Here is an 18,186-nt window from a genome sequence, read left to right as displayed (position 1 = left end):
CTACTGCTCGGCAGGGTCGGCGTTCGTCAACGGCGCGACGATGTTGGCGAGCATGGTCGCGATGGTGGCGACGACGATGCGCCGTTCCGCGGCGTAACCGCTCTGGTACCAGGTCATCGCGGTGTGGCTGATTCCGCCGATCGCGGCGGTGGCGAGCAGGTCGATATCCACATCGGGCCCCGACTCCACGTCGCCCGCGAACGTGCGGAGGTAGCCGAGCAACAGCGTCCCGAACTGCTGCATCACCGTCAGATACGTCTGCTCGACGCGCGGACTGACCCCGAGCACCTCCATCCACACCACCCGGGCCAGGTGCGGGTCCTCGACGACCCGAAAGAAGGGATCGAGCAACTGTTCGGCGGCGGCCCTGAGGTCGCCGTCGGAATCGATCTCCGCCATCGTGTCGGACACCGAATCAGTGAGGTGTGCAATGCATTCGGCGTAGACCGCGAGCAGGAGATCCTCGGTCCTGTCGAAGTACTGATAGAAGTGCCGGTCGGCGATCTTGGCCTCGCGGCACAGTCCGCGCACGGTGGCCGCTCGGTATCCGACGCTGCCGAACACCCGCAGTCCGGCATCCAGCAGTTGCCGCCGCCTTCGGTCGTCGCGGTCGACGGCACTCTCACCGCCGTAGGCCCGCCCGGGAGCATCGGACACTGCGCTCATGACCGTCGGGCATCCAGTTCGGCAGTCAGACGGATCAATTCGGCGTCCCGCTCCATCGCGGCGTCCATGATCGGGTTCACGATGCCGCGCAGTATCGAGATCGGAATCCAGCGACCAGGTACGGCAATGCGCGCAGCTCTTCGTCCGATCCCTCGAACGGCCACCCGGGCGAGCTTGTCCGGGGTGATCGGGCGGAGTAGCGGCGTGGGGAAGGCGCGGTCGATCATGGCTGTCGCGACGTCGTCGCCGCCGAATGCGACCTCGGCGATCGGCGTCGCGACCCATCCCGGATACAGCACTCCCGCTGTCGCTTTCGTGCCCGCAAGTTCCGCGCGCAGAGCACGCCCGAGCTGTTCGACCGCTGCCTTCGATGCCGCGTACGGTGCATTCGCCAGGCCGTTGAGGTACGCGTACGTGGACGAGGTGATCAATACGTAGCCGCCTGACTCGACGATGTGTGGGAGGGCGGCACGCACCGTGTTCCACACGCCGATCAGGTTGACGCCGATGACGCGCTCGAAAACTCCGTCTTCGACGGACCGTATGGTCGATGCCTGTGCACCGCTGGAGATTCCGGCGTTGGCCATAACGATGTCAAGCGTGCCGAAGGTCTCGATCGCGGTGGCGACGGCCGCGTCGAGCTGCTCCCGCACGGTGACGTCGGCGTAGGCGATCGCCACGCGCTGGTTGCCAAGTTTCGCCGCCACCGATTCGAGGTCGGTCGATTTCATGTCGACGAGGACGATCGACGCACCGCGTCGATGCAGCGCCGACGCAACGGCGGAACCGATGCCGCCTGCTGCTCCCGTGATCAGCGCTACCTGGCCCGAGTGATCCTTCATGCCGACACCTCGTTTTTCGCGGTCGCCTCGGTGGGCGAGAAGTGAATGTGGTGTTCCTGCGGACGAAATCGCTTGGCCCACCGGCGGAAGGTGAAGCTGAAGCCGGGGAACATCGCCACGACGTGCCCGGATTTGGATTGATACCAGCTGTGGCAGCCGCCGTCCTTCCAGACGGTGCCCTCCATCTCGCGGTGAATCTTGTCGGTGTAGGCCTGTTCTGCATCTGCAGTGACCTCGATCGCCAGTGCCCCACTGTGCCTGACGGCGTCGATCGCCCGCACGATGTACTCCATCTGCGCCTCGATGAGGAAGATGGCGGAGGTGTGGCCGATACCGGTGTTCGGTCCGGTGACGACGAAGAGATTGGGAAAGCCGGGAATCGTGGTGCCGAGGTAGGCGCGCGGGTACGGATCCCAGACCTCGGACAGGGCCCGGCCGTCGCGGCCGATCACCGGGTACGAGATGACGCCGTCGGTGGCGTCGTATCCGGTGGACCACACGAGGAGATCGACGTCGACGTGTTCGCCGGTGGTGGTGACGATTCCGGTTTCGGTGATCTCGGCGATACCGTCGTTCCTGTCGTGCAGAGTGACGTTCGATTTCCCGAGTGCCGGATAGAGCGTGTTGGACAGCAGCACTCGTTTGCAACCGATGGTGAAGTCCGGGGTGACCTTGGTCCGAAGTTCGGTGTCCGGAACCTGAGACTCGATGTGTTTCAGAGCAGTTCGCTGGGCTACGGCTTTGAGCATTCGCCGCGAGTACTTGAACCCGATGATGCGGGTCTCGAGGGTCCAGTAGATGCCGGCGCGAACCGCCCTTCGAATCGGTTCGATGCGCAACAGCTTTCGCTGGATCGCCGTGAATTCACGATCGTGGCGCGGCATCACCCAGTGCGGGGTGCGCTGAAAGACGTGCAGCTGCTCCACGTCGGGTTGGATCGCGGGGATCACCTGTGCGGCGCTGGCACCGCTGCCTACGATCGCCACTCTCTTGCCGGCGTGGTCGTACTCGGTGTGCCAGTCGTTGGTGTGGAACTGGGTGCCCTGGAACTTCTCTCGCCCGGGGAACGGCGGTACGACGGGTGTACTGAGTGGTCCCGACGCGTTGACGACGAACTTCGCCGCGTAGTCACCCCGCGAGGTGGTGATGGTCCAGTGGTCTCCCGCCCATTCGATCTTCCGGACGTCGGTGTCGACATGCGTACGAGCCGGCAGACCGTTCGATTCGAGCACGTGGTCGGTGTATCGCTCCAGTTCCTCGCGTTCGGCGAACATGCGCGACCACTCGAACGGCTCGGAGGCGATCGAGTACAGCGGACTCTGCACGTCGACGGCTGCGCCCGGGTAGCGGTTCTGCTTCCACGTGCCGCCGAGGAAAGGACGCCTCTCGAGAATGACGAAGTCGTCGATCCCGCGATCGAGCAGAGCTTTGGCTGCGCACTGGCCACCGAAGCCGCTGCCGATGATGACCACACTGTGCATCTGCATATCGACTGACCCCTCCCACGGGCGCGGCATCCGATGACGCGCGTCATCACTTTAAAGTGATGACGCGTGATTCCGCAATGGAATCGAGTCGACCCGCCAGAGGTCAACGACGGGTCGCGTACCGCACCAAGGACGCCCCCGACGGAAATGCTCTGCACTCCAGGAGGCGCAACCACTGCGACGGAGTTCCGTCGAACAATCGTTCGCCGTGCCCGCGCACGTAAGGGAACTGGAACAACCGGTATTCGTCCACGAGGTCCAACGCGATCAACTCCCGACACAGGGTGATACTCCCCGTGCAGACGATGTCCGATCCGCTCGAATTCTTGATCCTCGTGACCTCGTCGATCAGTCGGCCGGACAGCACGGTCGAGTTCACCCACCCGGGGTCTGTCAGCGTCGAGGACACGACGTACTTCGCGACGCGGTTCAGGTGATCGGTCACACCGGTTGTGTCATCGGTTTTCGGACCCCAGTAGTCGCGCATACTCTCGAAGGTCGAGCGCCCCACCAAGAATCCATCCGACTCGTCTCTCTGCGCGGCCAGCGCCGCGTCGAGCTCGGGGTCCCCGCCTGCCCGAGCGAACCAGTCGTCGGTCGCCTCGATGACTCCGTCGACAGTGATGTTCTGTGTGATCACCAGTGAGCGCATGCTCGACGTCTACCACCCCAACCGCACGTCCGAATCACGATCGCCCGAAAATGGTCGAAGACTGCGCCTCCGCGCGTGCGCAACCGTTGGTGTGCGGACCGGGGTCGACGCAGGTCGAGACCCACCCGTAGCGTTGGACGCATGTCGCGATCACCACGTAACCGGAAATCCCCCGCCGCTCCGAGAAAGCGAGCCTCTTCCGCACTCCAGGCCGGGCACCTTCGCGTGATCGCAACCGGCGGTCTGGGCGAGATCGGCCGGAACATGACCGTGTTCGAGTTCGACGGAAAACTGCTCATCGTCGACTGTGGTGTGTTGTTCCCCGAGGAGCACCAGCCCGGCGTCGACGTCATCCTGCCCGACTGGAGTTGCATCCGCGATCGCCTCGACGACGTCGTGGCGATCGTCCTGACGCACGGGCACGAGGACCACATCGGCGGCGTCCCCTACCTGCTGCGCGAGCGCGGTGACATTCCCGTCATCGCGTCGCGGCTGACGCTGCATTTCCTGGCCGCCAAGTTCGACGAGTTCAAGGTCTCGACGACGCTGATCGAGGTCGAAGCGGGGCAGACGCGTCAGGAAGGTCCGTTCGAGCTCGAGTTCGTCGCCGTCAACCATTCGATCCCCGACGGCCTCGCCATCGCCATCCGTACCGACGCAGGCCTGGTGCTGCACACCGGCGACTTCAAGATGGATCAGTTCCCGCTCGACGGTCGAATCACCGACCTGCGTGGCTTCGCGCGCCTCGGCGAGGAAGGGCTCGATCTTCTCCTCGTCGACTCGACCAACGCCGAGGTTCCCGGGTTCATGGTCTCGGAACGCGATCTGGTCCCGGCCATCGAGAAGGTGTTCCGCGAAACGTCGGGACGCGTGATCGTCTCGAGCTTCGCCAGTCACGTCCACCGCATTCAGCAGGTACTCGACGCCGCGCATGCGCAGGGCCGCAAGGTCGCGTTCGTGGGGCGATCGATGGTGCGCAACATGAAGATCGCGACCGATCTGAGCTACCTCGACGTACCCGACGGGCTCGTGGTCGATCTGCCGAAGCTCAACCGGCTTCCGGCGCACAAGATCACGCTGATCTGCACCGGATCGCAGGGCGAGCCCCTCGCCGCGCTCTCGCGGATGGCGTCGGGCGAACACCAGATCAAGGTGGGCGACGGCGACACCGTACTGATGGCCAGCAGCTTGATCCCCGGTAACGAGAACGCGATCTACCGCGTCATCAACGGTCTCGTCGAGAAGGGTGCACGCGTGGTGCACAAGGGAAATGCCAAGGTGCACGTCTCCGGCCACGCCAGCGCGGGCGAGCTCGTCTACTGCTACAACATCCTCGAACCCGCCAATGTGCTTCCCGTCCACGGTGAAGCGCGACACCTGCGCGCCAATGCCGATCTCGCGATCAGGACCGGCGTACCGCGTGATCGTGTGCTGATCGCCGAGAACGGAAGCGTCATCGACCTGTTCGACGGCGTCGCACAGATCACCGGAAGTGTCCCCATCGAACTGATCTACGTCGACGGCAGTGCCGTCGGTGGGGTGACCGAGGATTCGTTGGCCGAGCGCCGGCTGCTCGCCAACGAGGGCGTCCTGACCGTCATCGCCATCGTCGATCCCGATACCGGCCTGCTGGTCGACGACGTCGACTTCATCGGACGCGGATTCGCGCACGAGGCCAACGCTTTCGACTCGTTGGCCAAGGCGATCGGCAAGACCCTCACCCGCGAGAGCGACGTGAACGTGGCCTCCCGCGAGCACATCGAAAAGCGCATCGTGCAGGAGTCGGCGCGCTGGGCCAAGCAGACCCTGGGCCGTCAGCCCCTCATCGTTCCGGTCGTCGTCGACGGCTAGAGCACGTCTTCTCGGTGACGAGGTGAGTGACCACAAGAAGCCGCGCGTGGAACGGCTTCTGCCCGGTAAGCCAGGGTCGGCCTGTCGTGCCGGGTCGCCGGTCCCCTCGCCCGATCCGAGCAAATTGTGCGTTCGGCCCCTGTGGATGGTTCCTGCCCCTAGAGTCGTGTGAATAGCTCCGGTAACGATCCGGAACGTCGACCGGGGGGTCTCGATGGGGAAGTACGCGAAGTTCGGCCGTCGGTATGCGGCGGTGGTCGCTGCCGTGTCACTGGTGGTGTCGGGCGGGCAATGGTCGGCGGCTGCCGATCCACTCGGCGATTTCCAGAATCCACCGCGCACCGCCGAATCGATCGCCGCGACACCGCTCGACGATCCGTGGGTCGTTCCGCCGCCCGGATACGAAACAGCTACTCCCGGAACAGTTCTACGGACCCGCAGCGTCACCGTCGGACCACTTGCCACCCCGGTCACCACCACTCAACTGCTGGTCGCCTCGACCGACGCGAAGGACCGCCCCGCTGCCATCGTCACCAGCGTCATCGTCCCGACCGCGCCCTGGACCTCGCCCGGTCCGCGCCCTGTTGTCGCCTACAACATGGCCATCGATTCGCTCGGTGCCACGTGCGAGCCATCGTGGACCATGCAACGCGGCATCGCTCCGGAATTGGCACCCGTGCAACTGCTTCTGGCGCGGGGCTACGCCGTCGTCGTCACCGACCATCAGGGGCCGCGCCATGCATACGCCGTCGGACCGATGGCGGCACATGCCGTACTCGACGGTCTGCGCGGAGCGGTCACGACCGCCGCGATCGGCCTCGATCCGACTGCGCCCCTGGGTATTACGGGCTACTCGGGCGGGGCGATCGCATCGGGCTGGGCCGTGCAGGAGGCTCCGGCCTACGCCCCCGAACTGAACATCGTCGGCGCAGCGTTCGGCGGAACGCCCACCGACTTCGCGCTGCTCCGTCAGTCCATGAACGGCAACGCAGCGTCTGCGGTGTTCCTCGCGGCAGCGATGGGCGTTGCGCGCGAGTACCCCGAGATGCTCTCGCTCTACAACGACGACGGGTGGCGGCTCGCACAGGCGTCGAAGGACCTGTGCATCGTCGGGATCGCTCCGTTCGGAATCGTTGCTCCGATCCGTATCGAGTCACTGTCCATCACTCCCGATGCGTTCAATTCACCGCTGGCGCTCGCGGTTGCTGATCAAAATCGATTGGGAGACGGCGGAACTCCGACGGCACCGGTGTTCATATATCACGGACAGCAGGAGTTCTGGATTCCGAAGGAAGGTCCGGAGGCCGTGTTCGACAAGTGGTGTTCACGCGGAGCCGACGTCCGCCTCGAGGAATACCTGGGTGAACACAGCATCGTGGCCGGCACCGGAGCTCCCGCTGCGTTCGCGTGGTTGGACGACCGCCTCGCGGGAATTCCGGTTCGACCCGGATGCAGTAGCTTCGGCCGCTAGGGCCGAACCTACTCGCTCCGCACTACTGCTCCGCGAGTCGACAGCACCTCGGTCAGTTCCTCTGCGTAGGCGAGCTGCCGCCGCAGCGTGCGGCAGCTGTCCTCGGCCTTGGTATGACATTCACGAACGAAGGCCGCGGCCGACGACCTCGCGTCGTCGGCCGCGTTCTCGTCTCCGAGGATGTCGAGGGATTCCAGGAGCTGTTTCATCTCGGCCAGGGTGAAGTCGAGCGGCTTCATCCGGCGGATTACGAGCAGACGCTCGACGTCGGTCTCGGTGTACAGCCGAAAACCACCGGCCGAGCGGGCAGAGGGGGTGACCAGGCCGACGTCGTCGTAATGACGAACCGTGCGGATGGACAGCTCGGTGCGTTGAGCCACCTGTCCGATCTGCATGTGTGTGCCGTCGTCTGCCATAAGCCGCCTCTCCTCGCCCGAGCGTCCACCCTAGTCAGTGCTCGCCGCCCAGGTTTCCACTGAGACGATCGTGCCGCTCGACCGATGGCGCGTTCATACCGACGATCTCCACCGTCTTGCCCTTCGCCGCGTACTTGGTGGTGATGGCGTCGAGAGTCGCCACGGTCGAGGCGTCCCAGATGTGCGACTCGGACATGTCGATGACGACGTTCTTCGGATCTCCGACGTAGTCGAACTGATAGATCAGATCGTTGCTCGACGCGAAGAACAGCTCGCCCTTCACCGCGTAGACGCGCGTGTCCTCGTCCGGATGAGCCACATCGACCACCTCGGTCAGGTGCGCAACCCTCCTGGCGAACAGCACCATCGCGGTGACGACACCGACGACGACGCCGTAGGCCAGGTTGTGGGTGACCACGGTGACAGCGACCGTGACAACCATGACGAGAGTTTCGCTCTTGGGCATGCGCCGCAACGTCTTCGGGTGAATGCTGTGCCAGTCGAAGGTGCCGACCGACACCATGATCATCACGGCGACCAGCGCGGCCATCGGAATGAGCGCGACGATGTCACCGAGCCCGACCACCAGGATCAGCAGGAAGGTGCCGGCGAGGAACGTCGAGATACGGGTTCGAGCACCGGAGACCTTGACGTTGATCATGGTCTGGCCGATCATCGCGCAGCCGCCCATACCGCCGGTGAACCCGGTGACCAGATTCGCCACACCCTGACCCCATCCCTCACGAGTCTTGTCGGAGTGCGAATCGGTGATGTCGTCGACGAGCTTGGCCGTCATCAGCGATTCGAGCAGACCGACAAGGGCGATGGCCAGTGCGAACGGCGCGATGATCGACAGCGTGTCGAACGTGAACGGCACGTCCGGTATCAGGAACGACGGCAGCGAGGACGGCAGCTCGCCCTCGTCGCCCACGTCCGGGACGGCCAGCGCGAAGACGAGAGTGACGGCGGTGAGTATCACGATCGCGATCAGAGGTGCAGGCACGACGGAGGTGAGCTTCGGTAGGAAGAACATGACGAGCAGTCCGACCGCGACCATCGGGTACACCAACCACGGCACCCCGATCAGGTACGGCACCTGCGAGGTGAAGATCAGGATCGCCAGCGCGTTGACGAATCCGACCATGACGCTGCGCGGGATGAACCGCATGAGTTTGGCGACACCGAGGACGCTCAACACGATCTGCAGGACGCCGCCGAGGATCACCGCGGCGATGAGGTAGTCGAGGCCGTATTCACGGGCCACCGGGGCGACAACCAGGGCGATCGCCCCGGTGGCCGCAGAGATCATCGCCGGTCGGCCACCGACGATGGAGATGGTGACGGCCATCGTGAACGACGCGAACAGCCCGACGCGCGGATCGACACCGGCGATGATCGAGAACGAAATGGCCTCCGGGATCAACGCCAGCGCCACCACCAGCCCAGCGAGAACCTCGGTTTTCAGTCGCCTCGGTGAGCGCAACGCACCCAGCACCGAGACGTCTTCGACGGCGGTGGCAGGCACCTGGGCAGCTCGAGACACGACAACTCCGTTCGATGGGTGCGAGGGACTGCGACAGGTTCGGCGTCCGCTCCGGCGGCAACTCTACTCTTACCGGAGAGAAGGTTGTCAATCGTCGGGGTTTCGACGAGGTGCGCTAGATTCATACGAGAAACACGCCGAAACTCCCCAGCGCGATGCAAGGAATGAATGGATGTTCTCGCTCAACAGGCTGTCCTGCTTCATCGCTGTCGCCGAGGAGTTGCACTTCGGCCGGGCTGCCGAGCGGCTGCACATGACACAACCGCCGCTGAGCAGGCAGATTCAACAGCTCGAGAGCGAAGTGGGAGTGCAGCTCATCGACCGCACGAGCCGGTCGGTCACCCTGACCGCCGCGGGCCTGGCGTTCCTTCCCGAGGCTCGACGCATCCTCGACCTCGCCGAGGGCGCATTGCTGACGGTGCGACGTGTGCCCACCGGAGACCTGGGGACCGTGGTCGTCGGATTCACCGGCGCATCGGCGCACGCGGTGCTGCCGCAGTTGCTCGACGCCGCACGCGACAAACTTCCCGACGTGAAACTTGTTCTGCGCGAGATGGTCTCGTCGGTGCAGATGGAATCCTTGGCCGTCGGCGATCTGGATCTCGGATTGGCCAGGCCACCACTCAAGCGGCCGGGTATCGCATCGCGGCCGGTGCTGCACGAGTCGTTGATCGCCGCCATGCCCCACGACCACCCTCTTGCCGAGAAGGCCGAACTGACGGTGGAGGACTTCGACGAGCAGCCGATCATCATGTACTCACCCGTCGATGCGCGGTACTTCCACGAACTGCTGATCAGCACGTTCACCATCGTCGGCGTCACCCCGCGCTACGTGCAGTACGTGACCCAGGTCCACACCATGCTGGTCCTCGTCCGCTCGGGCATCGGATTGGCACTGGTGCCGGAGTCCGCGTCGACCATGCGTCCGAAAGGTGTTGTGTTTCGGCCGGTTCGGACCGTCAAGGAACGGCCTGTCGAGCTCGACGCAGCCTGGCGGCCGGACAACGACAACCCGGCGCTGCACCGTTTCATGACCGATGTACTGCCGACGCGGGAGTGGTCGTGATGCGCCGCTGATCGAGTTGCCGAGCGTGCCCGAAACCGCAAGTGAGCGCCCTTTTCACCGACTGCGCGCCCCCGATCAGCTAATAGCGGGGGCGCGCAGTCGATAAAAGCGGTGTGAGGTCCCCGTTTGCGTGATCGATGTGATTCGACACGGCAGGACCCGCCGATGACGCGCATTCAGCGCGGCAACCCCACCGGCGGCTTGACGGCCGTCACCGGGCAGTGGGCCTCGAGCAGGACACGCTGAGAGATGCTGCCCATGAACAATTTTCCGACGGGTGATCGACGCCGGATGCCGATGACGACGAGCTGAGCCTGCTCGTCGAACGAGAGGTCGATCAGATTGTCGGCATGCGAGCGGCCTGCTTCGTTGTCGTGAATCTTCGTCGTGACACCGAGCGCCGACGCCTCCTCGCGAGCCGATTCGACGGTGGCAGCGAAGTCCGCCTCGCCTGCGCTGTCGTTCTCGGCCACGATGAGCAAGTCCGTTTCGCGCATGAGTGCCTCACGAAATGCGAAGGGCAGTGTGCCTTTTCCTTCGATGGTCGGCGAGTAGCCGACGACGACGGTCACTTCGTCACCGGTGTGACGAGGGTGCCGTCGGCCAGGAAGCGATCGAGGTTCTCGAGCGTGAGCGCTTCCATCGCGGCGCGGGTCTCCACCGTTGCGCTACCCACGTGCGGCAGCAGCACCACGTTGTCCATCGCCACCAGAGCGTCGGGCACGTTCGGTTCGTGGGCAAAGACGTCCAGGCCGGCACCGGCGAGCTGCCCCGCTGCAAGCAACTCGATCAGCGCTTCCTCGTCGACGACGCTTCCGCGCGCCACGTTGATCAAATACCCCTGCGGCCCCAGCGCTTCGAGCACAGCTCGGTCGACCAGATGCGCAGTTCCCGAGCCGCCGGACGCGGCGATGATCAGCACGTCGACGTTCTCTGCGAGCGCTCTCGGGCCGGCAGCGTAGACATACGGCGAACCGTCGATCTCGTTACGATTGTGGTACGAGATCTCGCAGCGAAACCCTCTGAGCCGATCGGCAATTGCCGAACCGATGCGGCCGAGTCCGATGATTCCGACGCGCGTGCCGGTGACCTGACGCGTCAGTGGCGTGTTGCCCTCGGCGGGCCAGCGGCCGGCACGCACGAATCGCTCGGCGGACGAGAGCCCGCGCACGGTATCGATCAGCAAGCCGACAGCCAGGTCCGCCACGCAATCGGTCAGCACGTCGGGGGTGTTGCTCACGGCGATTCCGCGTTCGGCTGCGGCGTCGACGTCGGTGGTGTCGTAGCCGACACCGAAGTTGACGACGGCTCCGAGCTGGGGCAACCGGTCCATCAGCGCAGCATCGACTCCGGTCCGGCCGGAGGTGACGACCGCGGTGATCGAACTGCCGTGTGCGGCCAGAAAGTCCTCGCGCTCGTCGCCCTCGGGAAGAACCAGCGCGTCGTACTCGGAAACCAAGGTGTCCATCAACGACGGTTTGAGTGGTCCCACTCGGAGCACTCGACCGCCCTGTTGCGAATCCTGCTGCGACACAGAGGTTTTCTCTGAGCTGACGGTGACCATTGTTCTCCTCGCGAGATGGTGGAACGTGCGCGTTTCCTGTACGGTATGCCGCTTCTCGGATACCTGTCCAACACGGAAATAACATGGACCGATACCCAAACGGCATGAACGACCCATTGCCGATGCCGCCTCGACCACCCCGACCTGCATCGGGCCTGGTCAGTCGCCCATGCCTGTGACCCAAACCCCATCGAAGCGTCCGGTGTGACCCACGAAACTGCTCGAAAACCGGTTTTCGTCCGGTTGACGATGAAGATCGCACGCTCCTACCGTGTGTCTACCGTCACAGATTCGGCTGCGACATGCAGACGCGGATCCTTTTTCCCACTGGAGGCCACCATGAGCCCTGCACTCTTCGTGCAGCAGGGACGGAACCATCGCGTCATCGCATCAGCCGTTGGCGCACTGTCACTTTCATTGATCGTGAGCGGCTGCACCGTCGCCAACTCCAACAACGGTGGAGCCGCTCGCGCCGACACCCTGCGCATCGTTCTGCCGCAGGAACCGCCGACCCTCGAGGCGTGCGATGTCTCGCTCACGTCGGTCGGGGTCGTCACCCGCTCGAACATCACCGAGCCCCTCATGGAACGCAACCCCAGCACCGGCGATCTCGAGCCCAAGCTCGCCGACTCGTGGGAACAGACCTCGGACACGGAGTGGACGTTCGCGATCCACCCCGGCGTGACCTTCAGCGACGGCAGTCCCTTCGAAGCCGAGGACGCCGCGTTCTCCATCGACCGCACGGTCAATTCGGAACTGGGCTGCAACGTCGAAGGTTATGTGTTCGGTGACGCGAACCTGGTGGTGAACGCGGTCGATCCGATGACACTGACTGTGCAGTCCCCGGAACCCGACCCCATCCTGCCGCTACGTCTGTCGTTCGTCGAGATGGTCCCACGCACAGCCAGCTACACCGAGCGCGTGCGTGAACCGATCGGAACGGGACCGTTCGCGATCGAACGCTGGGACTACGGACAGAAGCTCTCGCTCGTACGCAACGAGACCTACTGGGGTCCGAAGCCCGAATACGCCAGGGCCGAATATCAATGGCGCAGCGAGGGAAGCGTCCGCGCCTCGATGGTGACCAACGGCGAGGCCGAGATCGCGACATCGGTCGGCCCGGAGGACGGGGCAGGTGACCTGGGAGTCGCTTACCCCAACAACGAGACCACGGCGCTCCGCATCCAGGCAGCGCAGCCGCCGCTGGACGACATGCGGGTGCGGCAGGCGATCAACTACGCGATCAACCGCGGCGGCATCGTCAAAGCACTGTTCCGCGGACTCGGCTCGCCTGCAGCACAACTCATCTCCGAGGGCGTCGTGGGATTCAACGAGGACTTGACGCCGTGGCCCTACGACATGGACCGGGCCCGCACGCTGATCGACGAGGCCCGCGCCGACGGCGTACCCGTGGACACCGAGATTCGACTCATCGGGCGCACCGGACAGTTCCCCAAGATCAACGAAACAGTCGAGGTGATCCAGAACTCGCTGTCCAAGATCGGCATGAACGTCAAGATCGAAATGATGGACGCCGCCGGCACTGCCGAATACCAGGAACGTCCGTTTCCGGACGTCGGGCCATACCTGCTGGTGATTCAGCACGGTAACCAGGCGGGCGACTCGGCCTTCACCGTCGACCAGTACTTCACCAGCGACGGATTCCAGAGCGCTTACGGCACAGCGGAATTCGACAGAGAGATCGCCGCGGCGGGCGCACTGACCGGAGAAGACAGGCAGGACGCGTACGCGCAGGTGTTCGCCGACGAACCGAAGGACATCATGCAGATGGCCTACATCGCGCACATGAACGGTGTGCTCGCCAAGGCGTCCTCGGTCGACTACACCCCCAACTCGGCCACGGTCGACGAAATGCATCTCGCCGCGATGACTCGCGCCGATACCGAGAGGCCCTGACATGTTCAGATTTCTCCGCAGACGGATCTACACCAGCCTCGTTCCGCTGTTCGTCGTCCTGCTCGGCGTGTTCTTCCTCGCTCGGCTCACCGGCGACCCCACCAGCCTGTACCTACCCGAGTCGGCAACTCAGGCCCAGCGCGAGGCGTTCCGCGCCACCAACGGATTCGATCAGCCGGTGCTGACGCAGCTGCTGGACTACTTCAAGGGCGTCGTGCAACTCGACTTCGGGCAGTCGCTCCGTACCGGCGAGGACGCGTCGGCGATGGCACTGCGCGCATTCCCGGCGACACTGCAGCTGGCGTTCGCGACGATGTTCCTCGCGATCCTCGGTGCCGTGATCATCGGCTGCTGGGCCGCGTACCGGCCCAACTCGCTGGCCGATCGCATCTCGAGCCTGCTGTCGATGACCGCAGCCAGCATTCCCGATTTCTGGTTCGCCATCATGGGCGTCTACGTCTTCGCCATCCTGTTCGGCTGGCTGCCCACCTCCGGTGTCGACAACGGAATGCTCTCCTGGATACTGCCGATCGCGACTCTGCTCATTCGTCCCCTCGGAGTCCTCACCCAGGTGGTGCGCGGCGCAATGGTCTCGGCACTGTCGGCACCGTACGTGCGACTCGCGAGAAGCAAAGGGGCAGGCGATCTCCGGGTCGTCACCCACCACGCCCTGCGTAACGCAGCCGCACCGGCGCTCACGGTCGCAGGCGACCTGATGGTGGGTCTCGTCAACGGAGCGGTGGTCGTCGAGGCCATCTTCGGCTGGCCGGGCATCGGAAAACTGATGATCGACGCCATCCTGCAGCGCGACTTCGCGGTTCTCCAGGCGGCCGTGCTGTTGACGGCGGTGTCCATCTTCGTGCTCAACATCGTCATCGACGCCTGCTACGCACTGCTCGACGCCCGGGTTCGCGACAAGGTGAAGGTCTAGGAGAAACTGATGTCACTCGACTTCGAAGCACCGAAAACGTCCGAGCCCGAGGATGTTCCACCCCAGAGTCCGGTGGAAGCCCGCAAGGCGTCGGCCCCGCTGTGGAAGCTGCTGCTACGCGACAGGGTCGCCACCGTCGCCGCCGCGATCCTGGTGCTGGTCTTCCTCACCGCGGTCTTCGGCCCGATGCTGGTCGGCGACTCGGCAACCGATCAGGACCTCGACCGCTCCAACCTGCCACCGTTCACCCTCGACACCGGGTGGATGAACATCCTCGGCACCGATCCACTGGGCCGCAGCATGCTCGCCCGGTTGATCGTGGCCAGTAGAACCACACTCTCGGTTGCCGTTCCGGCCGTCATCCTCTCGGCGATCATCGGCTCGTTCATCGGTATGTGGGCCGGCTTCCATCGAGGCTGGCGCGAGACCGCGGCGATGCGCGTTGCCGACGTGATCCTGAGCTTCCCGTCCCTGCTGATGGCGGTCGTCGTGCTCTACGTCTTCTCCCCCAGCGCCGCCAACATCGTTCTGGTCCTGACGGTCACCCGCATCCCGATCTACCTACGCACCGCCCGCGCGGAGTCGGCCGAGCTGCAGAGTCGGTTGTTCGTCGATGCCGCACGAACATTCGGCGCGAAGAGCGGATCGGTGATCAGACGCCACGTGGCCCCCATCCTGCTACCGACCCTGCTCACCGTCGCGACCCTGGACTTCTGCTTCGTCATTCTCGCCGAGTCGTCACTGAGCTTCCTCGGCATCGGCATTCAGCCGCCGGACGTCTCGTGGGGCCTGATGGTCTCGCAGGGCCGCACCTACCTGCAGACCGCGTGGTGGCTCTCGTTCTTCCCCGGTCTGGCCATCGTGCTGACCACCGTCTCGGCCACCGTGCTCGCCGCGTGGGCGCGCATCGCCACCGATCCAGCGCAGCGCTGGCGACTCAATGTGCCCCGCTCCAAGCGATCTCGCCTGCTCCCCGTACGAAAGGTCGTCTCATGAGCGCACCGGCAACCGCACCTCGACGCGCCGATACCGGCAGCGTGGCCCTGGACGTGCGTGGACTGACCGTCGATCTGCGGACCCCGTCCGGCGTCATCCGCGCCGTGGACGACGTCACCTTCACCGCCCGCCGCGGCGAAACCCTCGCCCTGCTGGGTGAATCCGGCTGCGGCAAGTCCATGACGGCACAGGCCATCGTCGGGTTGCTCGAACCGATCGCAGACATCACCGGCGGTTCGGTCGAGATGGGCGAGATCGACCTGGTGACGGCCAAGACCAAGGTGCGACGCACGGTCGCGGCCACCGAACTGGCCATCGTCTTCCAGGACGCACTGACCGCCCTCAATCCGGTCTACACCGTGGGAACCCAACTGGCCGAACCGTTTCGGATCCATCGCGGTATGTCCGGCAAGCAGGCACGAGCAGAGGCCATCGCGCTGATGGCCCGCGTGGGTATCCCCGAGCCCGAATCCCGTGCCGACTCCTATCCCCACCAGTTCTCCGGCGGCATGCGTCAACGCCTGCTGATCGCGATGGCCGTCGCCCTGAGTCCGTCGGTACTGCTCGCCGACGAACCGACCACCGCCCTCGACGTGACGGTGCAGGCCCAGATCATGGCGTTGCTCAAGGAACTACGCACCGAACACGACATGGCCGTCGTACTCATCACCCACGATCTCGCCCTGGTGGCCGAGGAGGCCGACCGAGTCGCGATCATGTACGCGGGCAACGTCGTCGAGACCGGACCGGTGTCCGAGGTGTTCGGCGCACCGCGACACCCGTACACCAAGGGCCTACTGGACTCGGTACCCGTCCACGCAGTCCGCGGTGAGGATCTGAAGTCGATCGGCGGCACCCCACCGGACCTGCACTCCATTCCCGACGGGTGCGTCTATCAGGCCCGCTGCCCGTTGGCCCGCGAGATCTGCATCAGTACTCGTCCACCGCTCGAATCCGTCGGCAGCGGCCGGATGTCGGCATGCCACTTCCCGAACGAGGTATCCACCCATGTCTGAGCAACTGTTGACCGTCCGCGGCCTGAACAAGACCTTCGACGTCGGCCGCGGCAAGCTCCGCGCCCTCGACGCCATCGACCTGGACCTGCGACGCGGTGAAACCCTCGGCCTCGTCGGCGAATCCGGCTGCGGCAAGTCCACTCTCGCGCGCACCCTGATGATGCTCGAACGACCCGACTCGGGCACCGTCGCGTTCGACGGCACGGATCCGTTCGCGCTGCGCGGCAAGGAACTGCTCGCGTGGCGTCGGCGGGTACAGATGGTCTTCCAGGACCCGTACGGTTCGCTCAACTCACGAATGACCGCCGGGGACATCATCGGCGAGCCGTGGCGAACCCACAAGAGCCTGTACAGGACTCGACGCGACCGCTCCGCGCGCGTACGTGAGCTGCTGCATCTGGTGGGTCTTCGGCCGAGCGACGAGAACCGCTTCCCGCAGGAATTCTCCGGCGGTCAACGCCAACGCCTCGGCATCGCGCGCGCTCTGGCACTGAACCCCGACGTGATCATCTGCGACGAGCCGGTCTCCGCACTCGACCTCTCGGTACAGGCGCAGGTGCTCAACCTGCTCAACGACCTGCAGAAGCAACTCGGCATCTCGTACGTGTTCATCTCGCACGATCTGTCGGTTGTCCGACACGTCGCCGACCGCGTCGCGGTGATGTACCTCGGCCGCATCGTCGAATCCGGGGCCACCGAAGCAGTGTTCGACCGTCCGGCTCACCCGTACACAGCGGCATTGATGTCGGCCGCACCCACACTCGACGCGTCGACGCGCGGGACGAAGATCCTGCTGAAGGGCGAGGTACCGTCGCCGCTGAACCCGCCGTCGGGATGCCGATTCCGCACGCGCTGCTGGAAGGCGACCGACTTGTGCGCCAGTGAGGCACCCCCGGTGGCGCTCGACGCCGACGAGGCCGATCACATCGCCGAATGCCATTACCCGCTCGCAGCAGGCAACCTCGGCCTCGTCGCTGCCGGGACGTGATGGCAACACACCTGAGCATCACCGGCTTCGTCGTCGTCGCCCTGGCCATCTTCTTCGCATCGGCGATGCAGGCGTCGATCGGATTCGGCATGGGCATGCTCGCCGCACCGATCGTGGCGATCGTCGACCCCGGCCTCATCCCGGCAACCCTGATCATGCTCGCCGTCGTCGTCAGTGTGCTCGTTCTGGTTCGCGATCGCACTGCCCTCGACCTCTCGGGTGCCGGGTGGGCGCTCGCCGGTCGCCTCCCCGGTTCGGCGGTGGGTGCTTTGCTGCTCGTCCTGCTGCCCGAACGCGGACTGGCGATTCTGCTGGCGCTGGTGGTGCTGGGCGGCGTCGCACTGACGTCGTTCGGCTGGGTCCCCCTGCCGCACAGACGAAATCTGATGGTGGCCGGGGCCGCGTCGGGAATTCTGGGAACGGCCACCTCCATCGGCGGGCCGCCGATGGCGCTGGTGTGGCAACGCAACACCGGAGCCGAACTGCGCAGCACCATGAGCTGCTTCTTCCTCGTCGGCTCACTCATCTCGCTGGCGGTGCTGGCAGTGGCCGGAGCAGTGGATGCCCACACCGCCACGCTGTTCGTGTTCCTGGCCCCGGCGACTGTTCTCGGCTTTCTGCTGTCGCGGGTGGTCAATCGAGTTCTCGATCGTCGACGCCTGCGGATCATCGCGATCACTGTCTCCGCCGTCGGCGCGCTCGTGCTCGTCGCCCAGCAAGTTCTCACCCTGTTGTGAGACTCGACGCGTCACGTGTCGCATAGGCTCCATTGGGTAGTCG

At 64.9% G+C, this 18,186-nt stretch carries 17 protein-coding genes; 9 read left to right on the top strand and 8 right to left on the bottom strand.

Going from position 1 to position 18,186, the window contains the following annotated elements:
- The 4 genes from CH249_RS10635 to CH249_RS10620 all read right to left on the bottom strand — a co-directional run bounded on the left by CH249_RS10635 (nt 1) and on the right by CH249_RS10620 (nt 3,647).
- Entirely contained in the window at nt 1-666 is a 666-nt protein-coding gene (locus tag CH249_RS10635; RefSeq protein WP_094646087.1) for a TetR/AcrR family transcriptional regulator, read from the bottom strand.
- Entirely contained in the window at nt 663-1,508 is an 846-nt protein-coding gene (locus tag CH249_RS10630) for an SDR family NAD(P)-dependent oxidoreductase (protein WP_094646088.1), read from the bottom strand. Before CH249_RS10630 ends, CH249_RS10635 begins: the two co-directional genes overlap by 4 nt.
- Nucleotides 1,505-2,995, bottom strand: a complete 1,491-nt coding sequence (locus tag CH249_RS10625; RefSeq protein WP_094683395.1) for an NAD(P)/FAD-dependent oxidoreductase — start codon at nt 2,993-2,995, stop codon at nt 1,505-1,507. Before CH249_RS10625 ends, CH249_RS10630 begins: the two co-directional genes overlap by 4 nt.
- A 103-nt stretch (nt 2,996-3,098) precedes the next feature.
- Complete coding sequence (locus CH249_RS10620) at nt 3,099-3,647, bottom strand: dihydrofolate reductase family protein (protein WP_094646090.1); 549 nt, start codon at nt 3,645-3,647, stop codon at nt 3,099-3,101.
- Nucleotides 3,648-3,788: 141 nt separating this feature from the next.
- Between CH249_RS10620 and CH249_RS10615 the strand changes: the two genes are divergently transcribed.
- Entirely contained in the window at nt 3,789-5,498 is a 1,710-nt protein-coding gene (locus CH249_RS10615; RefSeq protein WP_256988260.1) for a ribonuclease J, read from the top strand.
- A gap of 214 nt (nt 5,499-5,712) precedes the next feature.
- Nucleotides 5,713-6,969 (top strand): lipase family protein, encoded by a 1,257-nt coding sequence (locus CH249_RS10610; RefSeq protein WP_094630594.1) that lies wholly within the window; start codon nt 5,713-5,715, stop codon nt 6,967-6,969.
- An 8-nt stretch (nt 6,970-6,977) separates the two neighbouring features.
- Here CH249_RS10610 and CH249_RS10605 read toward each other — a convergent pair whose 3' ends face one another.
- A complete protein-coding gene (locus tag CH249_RS10605) occupies nt 6,978-7,385 on the bottom strand; it encodes a MerR family transcriptional regulator (RefSeq protein ID WP_094646092.1) in 408 nt (135 codons plus the stop codon).
- A 34-nt stretch (nt 7,386-7,419) separates the two neighbouring features.
- Entirely contained in the window at nt 7,420-8,928 is a 1,509-nt protein-coding gene (locus CH249_RS10600) for a SulP family inorganic anion transporter (RefSeq protein ID WP_256981073.1), read from the bottom strand.
- Nucleotides 8,929-9,100: 172 nt separating this feature from the next.
- Here CH249_RS10600 and CH249_RS10595 point away from each other — a divergent pair, with 172 nt between their 5' ends.
- The gene (locus CH249_RS10595) at nt 9,101-9,994 is read left to right on the top strand and encodes a LysR substrate-binding domain-containing protein (RefSeq protein WP_032396712.1); all 894 of its coding nucleotides are present in this window, start codon (nt 9,101-9,103) and stop codon (nt 9,992-9,994) included.
- 176 nt (nt 9,995-10,170) lie between these two features.
- Here the strand turns inward: CH249_RS10595 and CH249_RS10590 are convergent, their stop codons facing one another.
- The gene (locus tag CH249_RS10590) at nt 10,171-10,566 is read right to left on the bottom strand and encodes a universal stress protein (protein WP_094646094.1); all 396 of its coding nucleotides are present in this window, start codon (nt 10,564-10,566) and stop codon (nt 10,171-10,173) included.
- The gene (locus tag CH249_RS10585) at nt 10,563-11,558 is read right to left on the bottom strand and encodes a 2-hydroxyacid dehydrogenase (protein ID WP_082073834.1); all 996 of its coding nucleotides are present in this window, start codon (nt 11,556-11,558) and stop codon (nt 10,563-10,565) included. The genes CH249_RS10590 and CH249_RS10585 overlap by 4 nt, the downstream gene beginning before the upstream one ends.
- Before the next feature lie 339 nt (nt 11,559-11,897).
- Between CH249_RS10585 and CH249_RS10580 the strand changes: the two genes are divergently transcribed.
- Genes CH249_RS10580 through CH249_RS10555 form a run of 6 tightly spaced genes read left to right on the top strand, consistent with a single transcriptional unit; the run spans nt 11,898 to nt 18,143 of the window.
- Entirely contained in the window at nt 11,898-13,475 is a 1,578-nt protein-coding gene (locus CH249_RS10580; RefSeq protein WP_045200564.1) for an ABC transporter substrate-binding protein, read from the top strand.
- Between the two features lies 1 nt (nt 13,476).
- Nucleotides 13,477-14,406, top strand: coding sequence for an ABC transporter permease (locus CH249_RS10575; RefSeq protein ID WP_032396714.1), 930 nt, complete (start codon nt 13,477-13,479; stop codon nt 14,404-14,406).
- Between the two features lie 9 nt (nt 14,407-14,415).
- Nucleotides 14,416-15,402, top strand: coding sequence for an ABC transporter permease (locus CH249_RS10570; RefSeq protein ID WP_032396715.1), 987 nt, complete (start codon nt 14,416-14,418; stop codon nt 15,400-15,402).
- Nucleotides 15,399-16,418, top strand: coding sequence for an ABC transporter ATP-binding protein (locus tag CH249_RS10565; RefSeq protein ID WP_094683393.1), 1,020 nt, complete (start codon nt 15,399-15,401; stop codon nt 16,416-16,418). Before CH249_RS10570 ends, CH249_RS10565 begins: the two co-directional genes overlap by 4 nt.
- The gene (locus CH249_RS10560) at nt 16,411-17,406 is read left to right on the top strand and encodes an ABC transporter ATP-binding protein (protein WP_032396717.1); all 996 of its coding nucleotides are present in this window, start codon (nt 16,411-16,413) and stop codon (nt 17,404-17,406) included. The genes CH249_RS10565 and CH249_RS10560 overlap by 8 nt, the downstream gene beginning before the upstream one ends.
- Nucleotides 17,406-18,143 carry a sulfite exporter TauE/SafE family protein gene (locus tag CH249_RS10555; RefSeq protein WP_094683392.1) on the top strand — a complete coding sequence of 246 codons (738 nt, stop codon included), beginning with the start codon at nt 17,406-17,408 and terminating at the stop codon, nt 18,141-18,143. Before CH249_RS10560 ends, CH249_RS10555 begins: the two co-directional genes overlap by 1 nt.
- The last annotated feature ends 43 nt before the right edge of the window (nt 18,144-18,186 follow it).

The sequence above is a fragment of the Rhodococcus sp. 05-2255-3B1 genome, from assembly GCF_002258545.1.
Classification (GTDB): domain Bacteria; phylum Actinomycetota; class Actinomycetes; order Mycobacteriales; family Mycobacteriaceae; genus Rhodococcoides.
This window is presented reverse-complemented; position numbering and strand designations above follow the sequence as displayed.

Bases quoted from the DNA above. Each gene is read 5' to 3' on its own strand.
- CH249_RS10635 (WP_094646087.1), bottom strand. From the start codon at position 666: ATGAGCGCAGTGTCCGATGCTCCCGGGCGGGCCTACGGCGGTGAGAGT.
- CH249_RS10630 (WP_094646088.1), bottom strand. From the start codon at position 1,508: ATGAAGGATCACTCGGGCCAGGTAGCGCTGATCACGGGAGCAGCAGGC.
- CH249_RS10625 (WP_094683395.1), bottom strand. From the start codon at position 2,995: ATGCAGATGCACAGTGTGGTCATCATCGGCAGCGGCTTCGGTGGCCAG.
- CH249_RS10620 (WP_094646090.1), bottom strand. From the start codon at position 3,647: ATGCGCTCACTGGTGATCACACAGAACATCACTGTCGACGGAGTCATC.
- CH249_RS10615 (WP_256988260.1), top strand. From the start codon at position 3,789: ATGTCGCGATCACCACGTAACCGGAAATCCCCCGCCGCTCCGAGAAAG.
- CH249_RS10610 (WP_094630594.1), top strand. From the start codon at position 5,713: ATGGGGAAGTACGCGAAGTTCGGCCGTCGGTATGCGGCGGTGGTCGCT.
- CH249_RS10605 (WP_094646092.1), bottom strand. From the start codon at position 7,385: ATGGCAGACGACGGCACACACATGCAGATCGGACAGGTGGCTCAACGC.
- CH249_RS10595 (WP_032396712.1), top strand. From the start codon at position 9,101: ATGTTCTCGCTCAACAGGCTGTCCTGCTTCATCGCTGTCGCCGAGGAG.
- CH249_RS10585 (WP_082073834.1), bottom strand. From the start codon at position 11,558: ATGGTCACCGTCAGCTCAGAGAAAACCTCTGTGTCGCAGCAGGATTCG.
- CH249_RS10580 (WP_045200564.1), top strand. From the start codon at position 11,898: ATGAGCCCTGCACTCTTCGTGCAGCAGGGACGGAACCATCGCGTCATC.
- CH249_RS10575 (WP_032396714.1), top strand. From the start codon at position 13,477: ATGTTCAGATTTCTCCGCAGACGGATCTACACCAGCCTCGTTCCGCTG.
- CH249_RS10570 (WP_032396715.1), top strand. From the start codon at position 14,416: ATGTCACTCGACTTCGAAGCACCGAAAACGTCCGAGCCCGAGGATGTT.
- CH249_RS10565 (WP_094683393.1), top strand. From the start codon at position 15,399: ATGAGCGCACCGGCAACCGCACCTCGACGCGCCGATACCGGCAGCGTG.
- CH249_RS10560 (WP_032396717.1), top strand. From the start codon at position 16,411: ATGTCTGAGCAACTGTTGACCGTCCGCGGCCTGAACAAGACCTTCGAC.
- CH249_RS10555 (WP_094683392.1), top strand. From the start codon at position 17,406: ATGGCAACACACCTGAGCATCACCGGCTTCGTCGTCGTCGCCCTGGCC.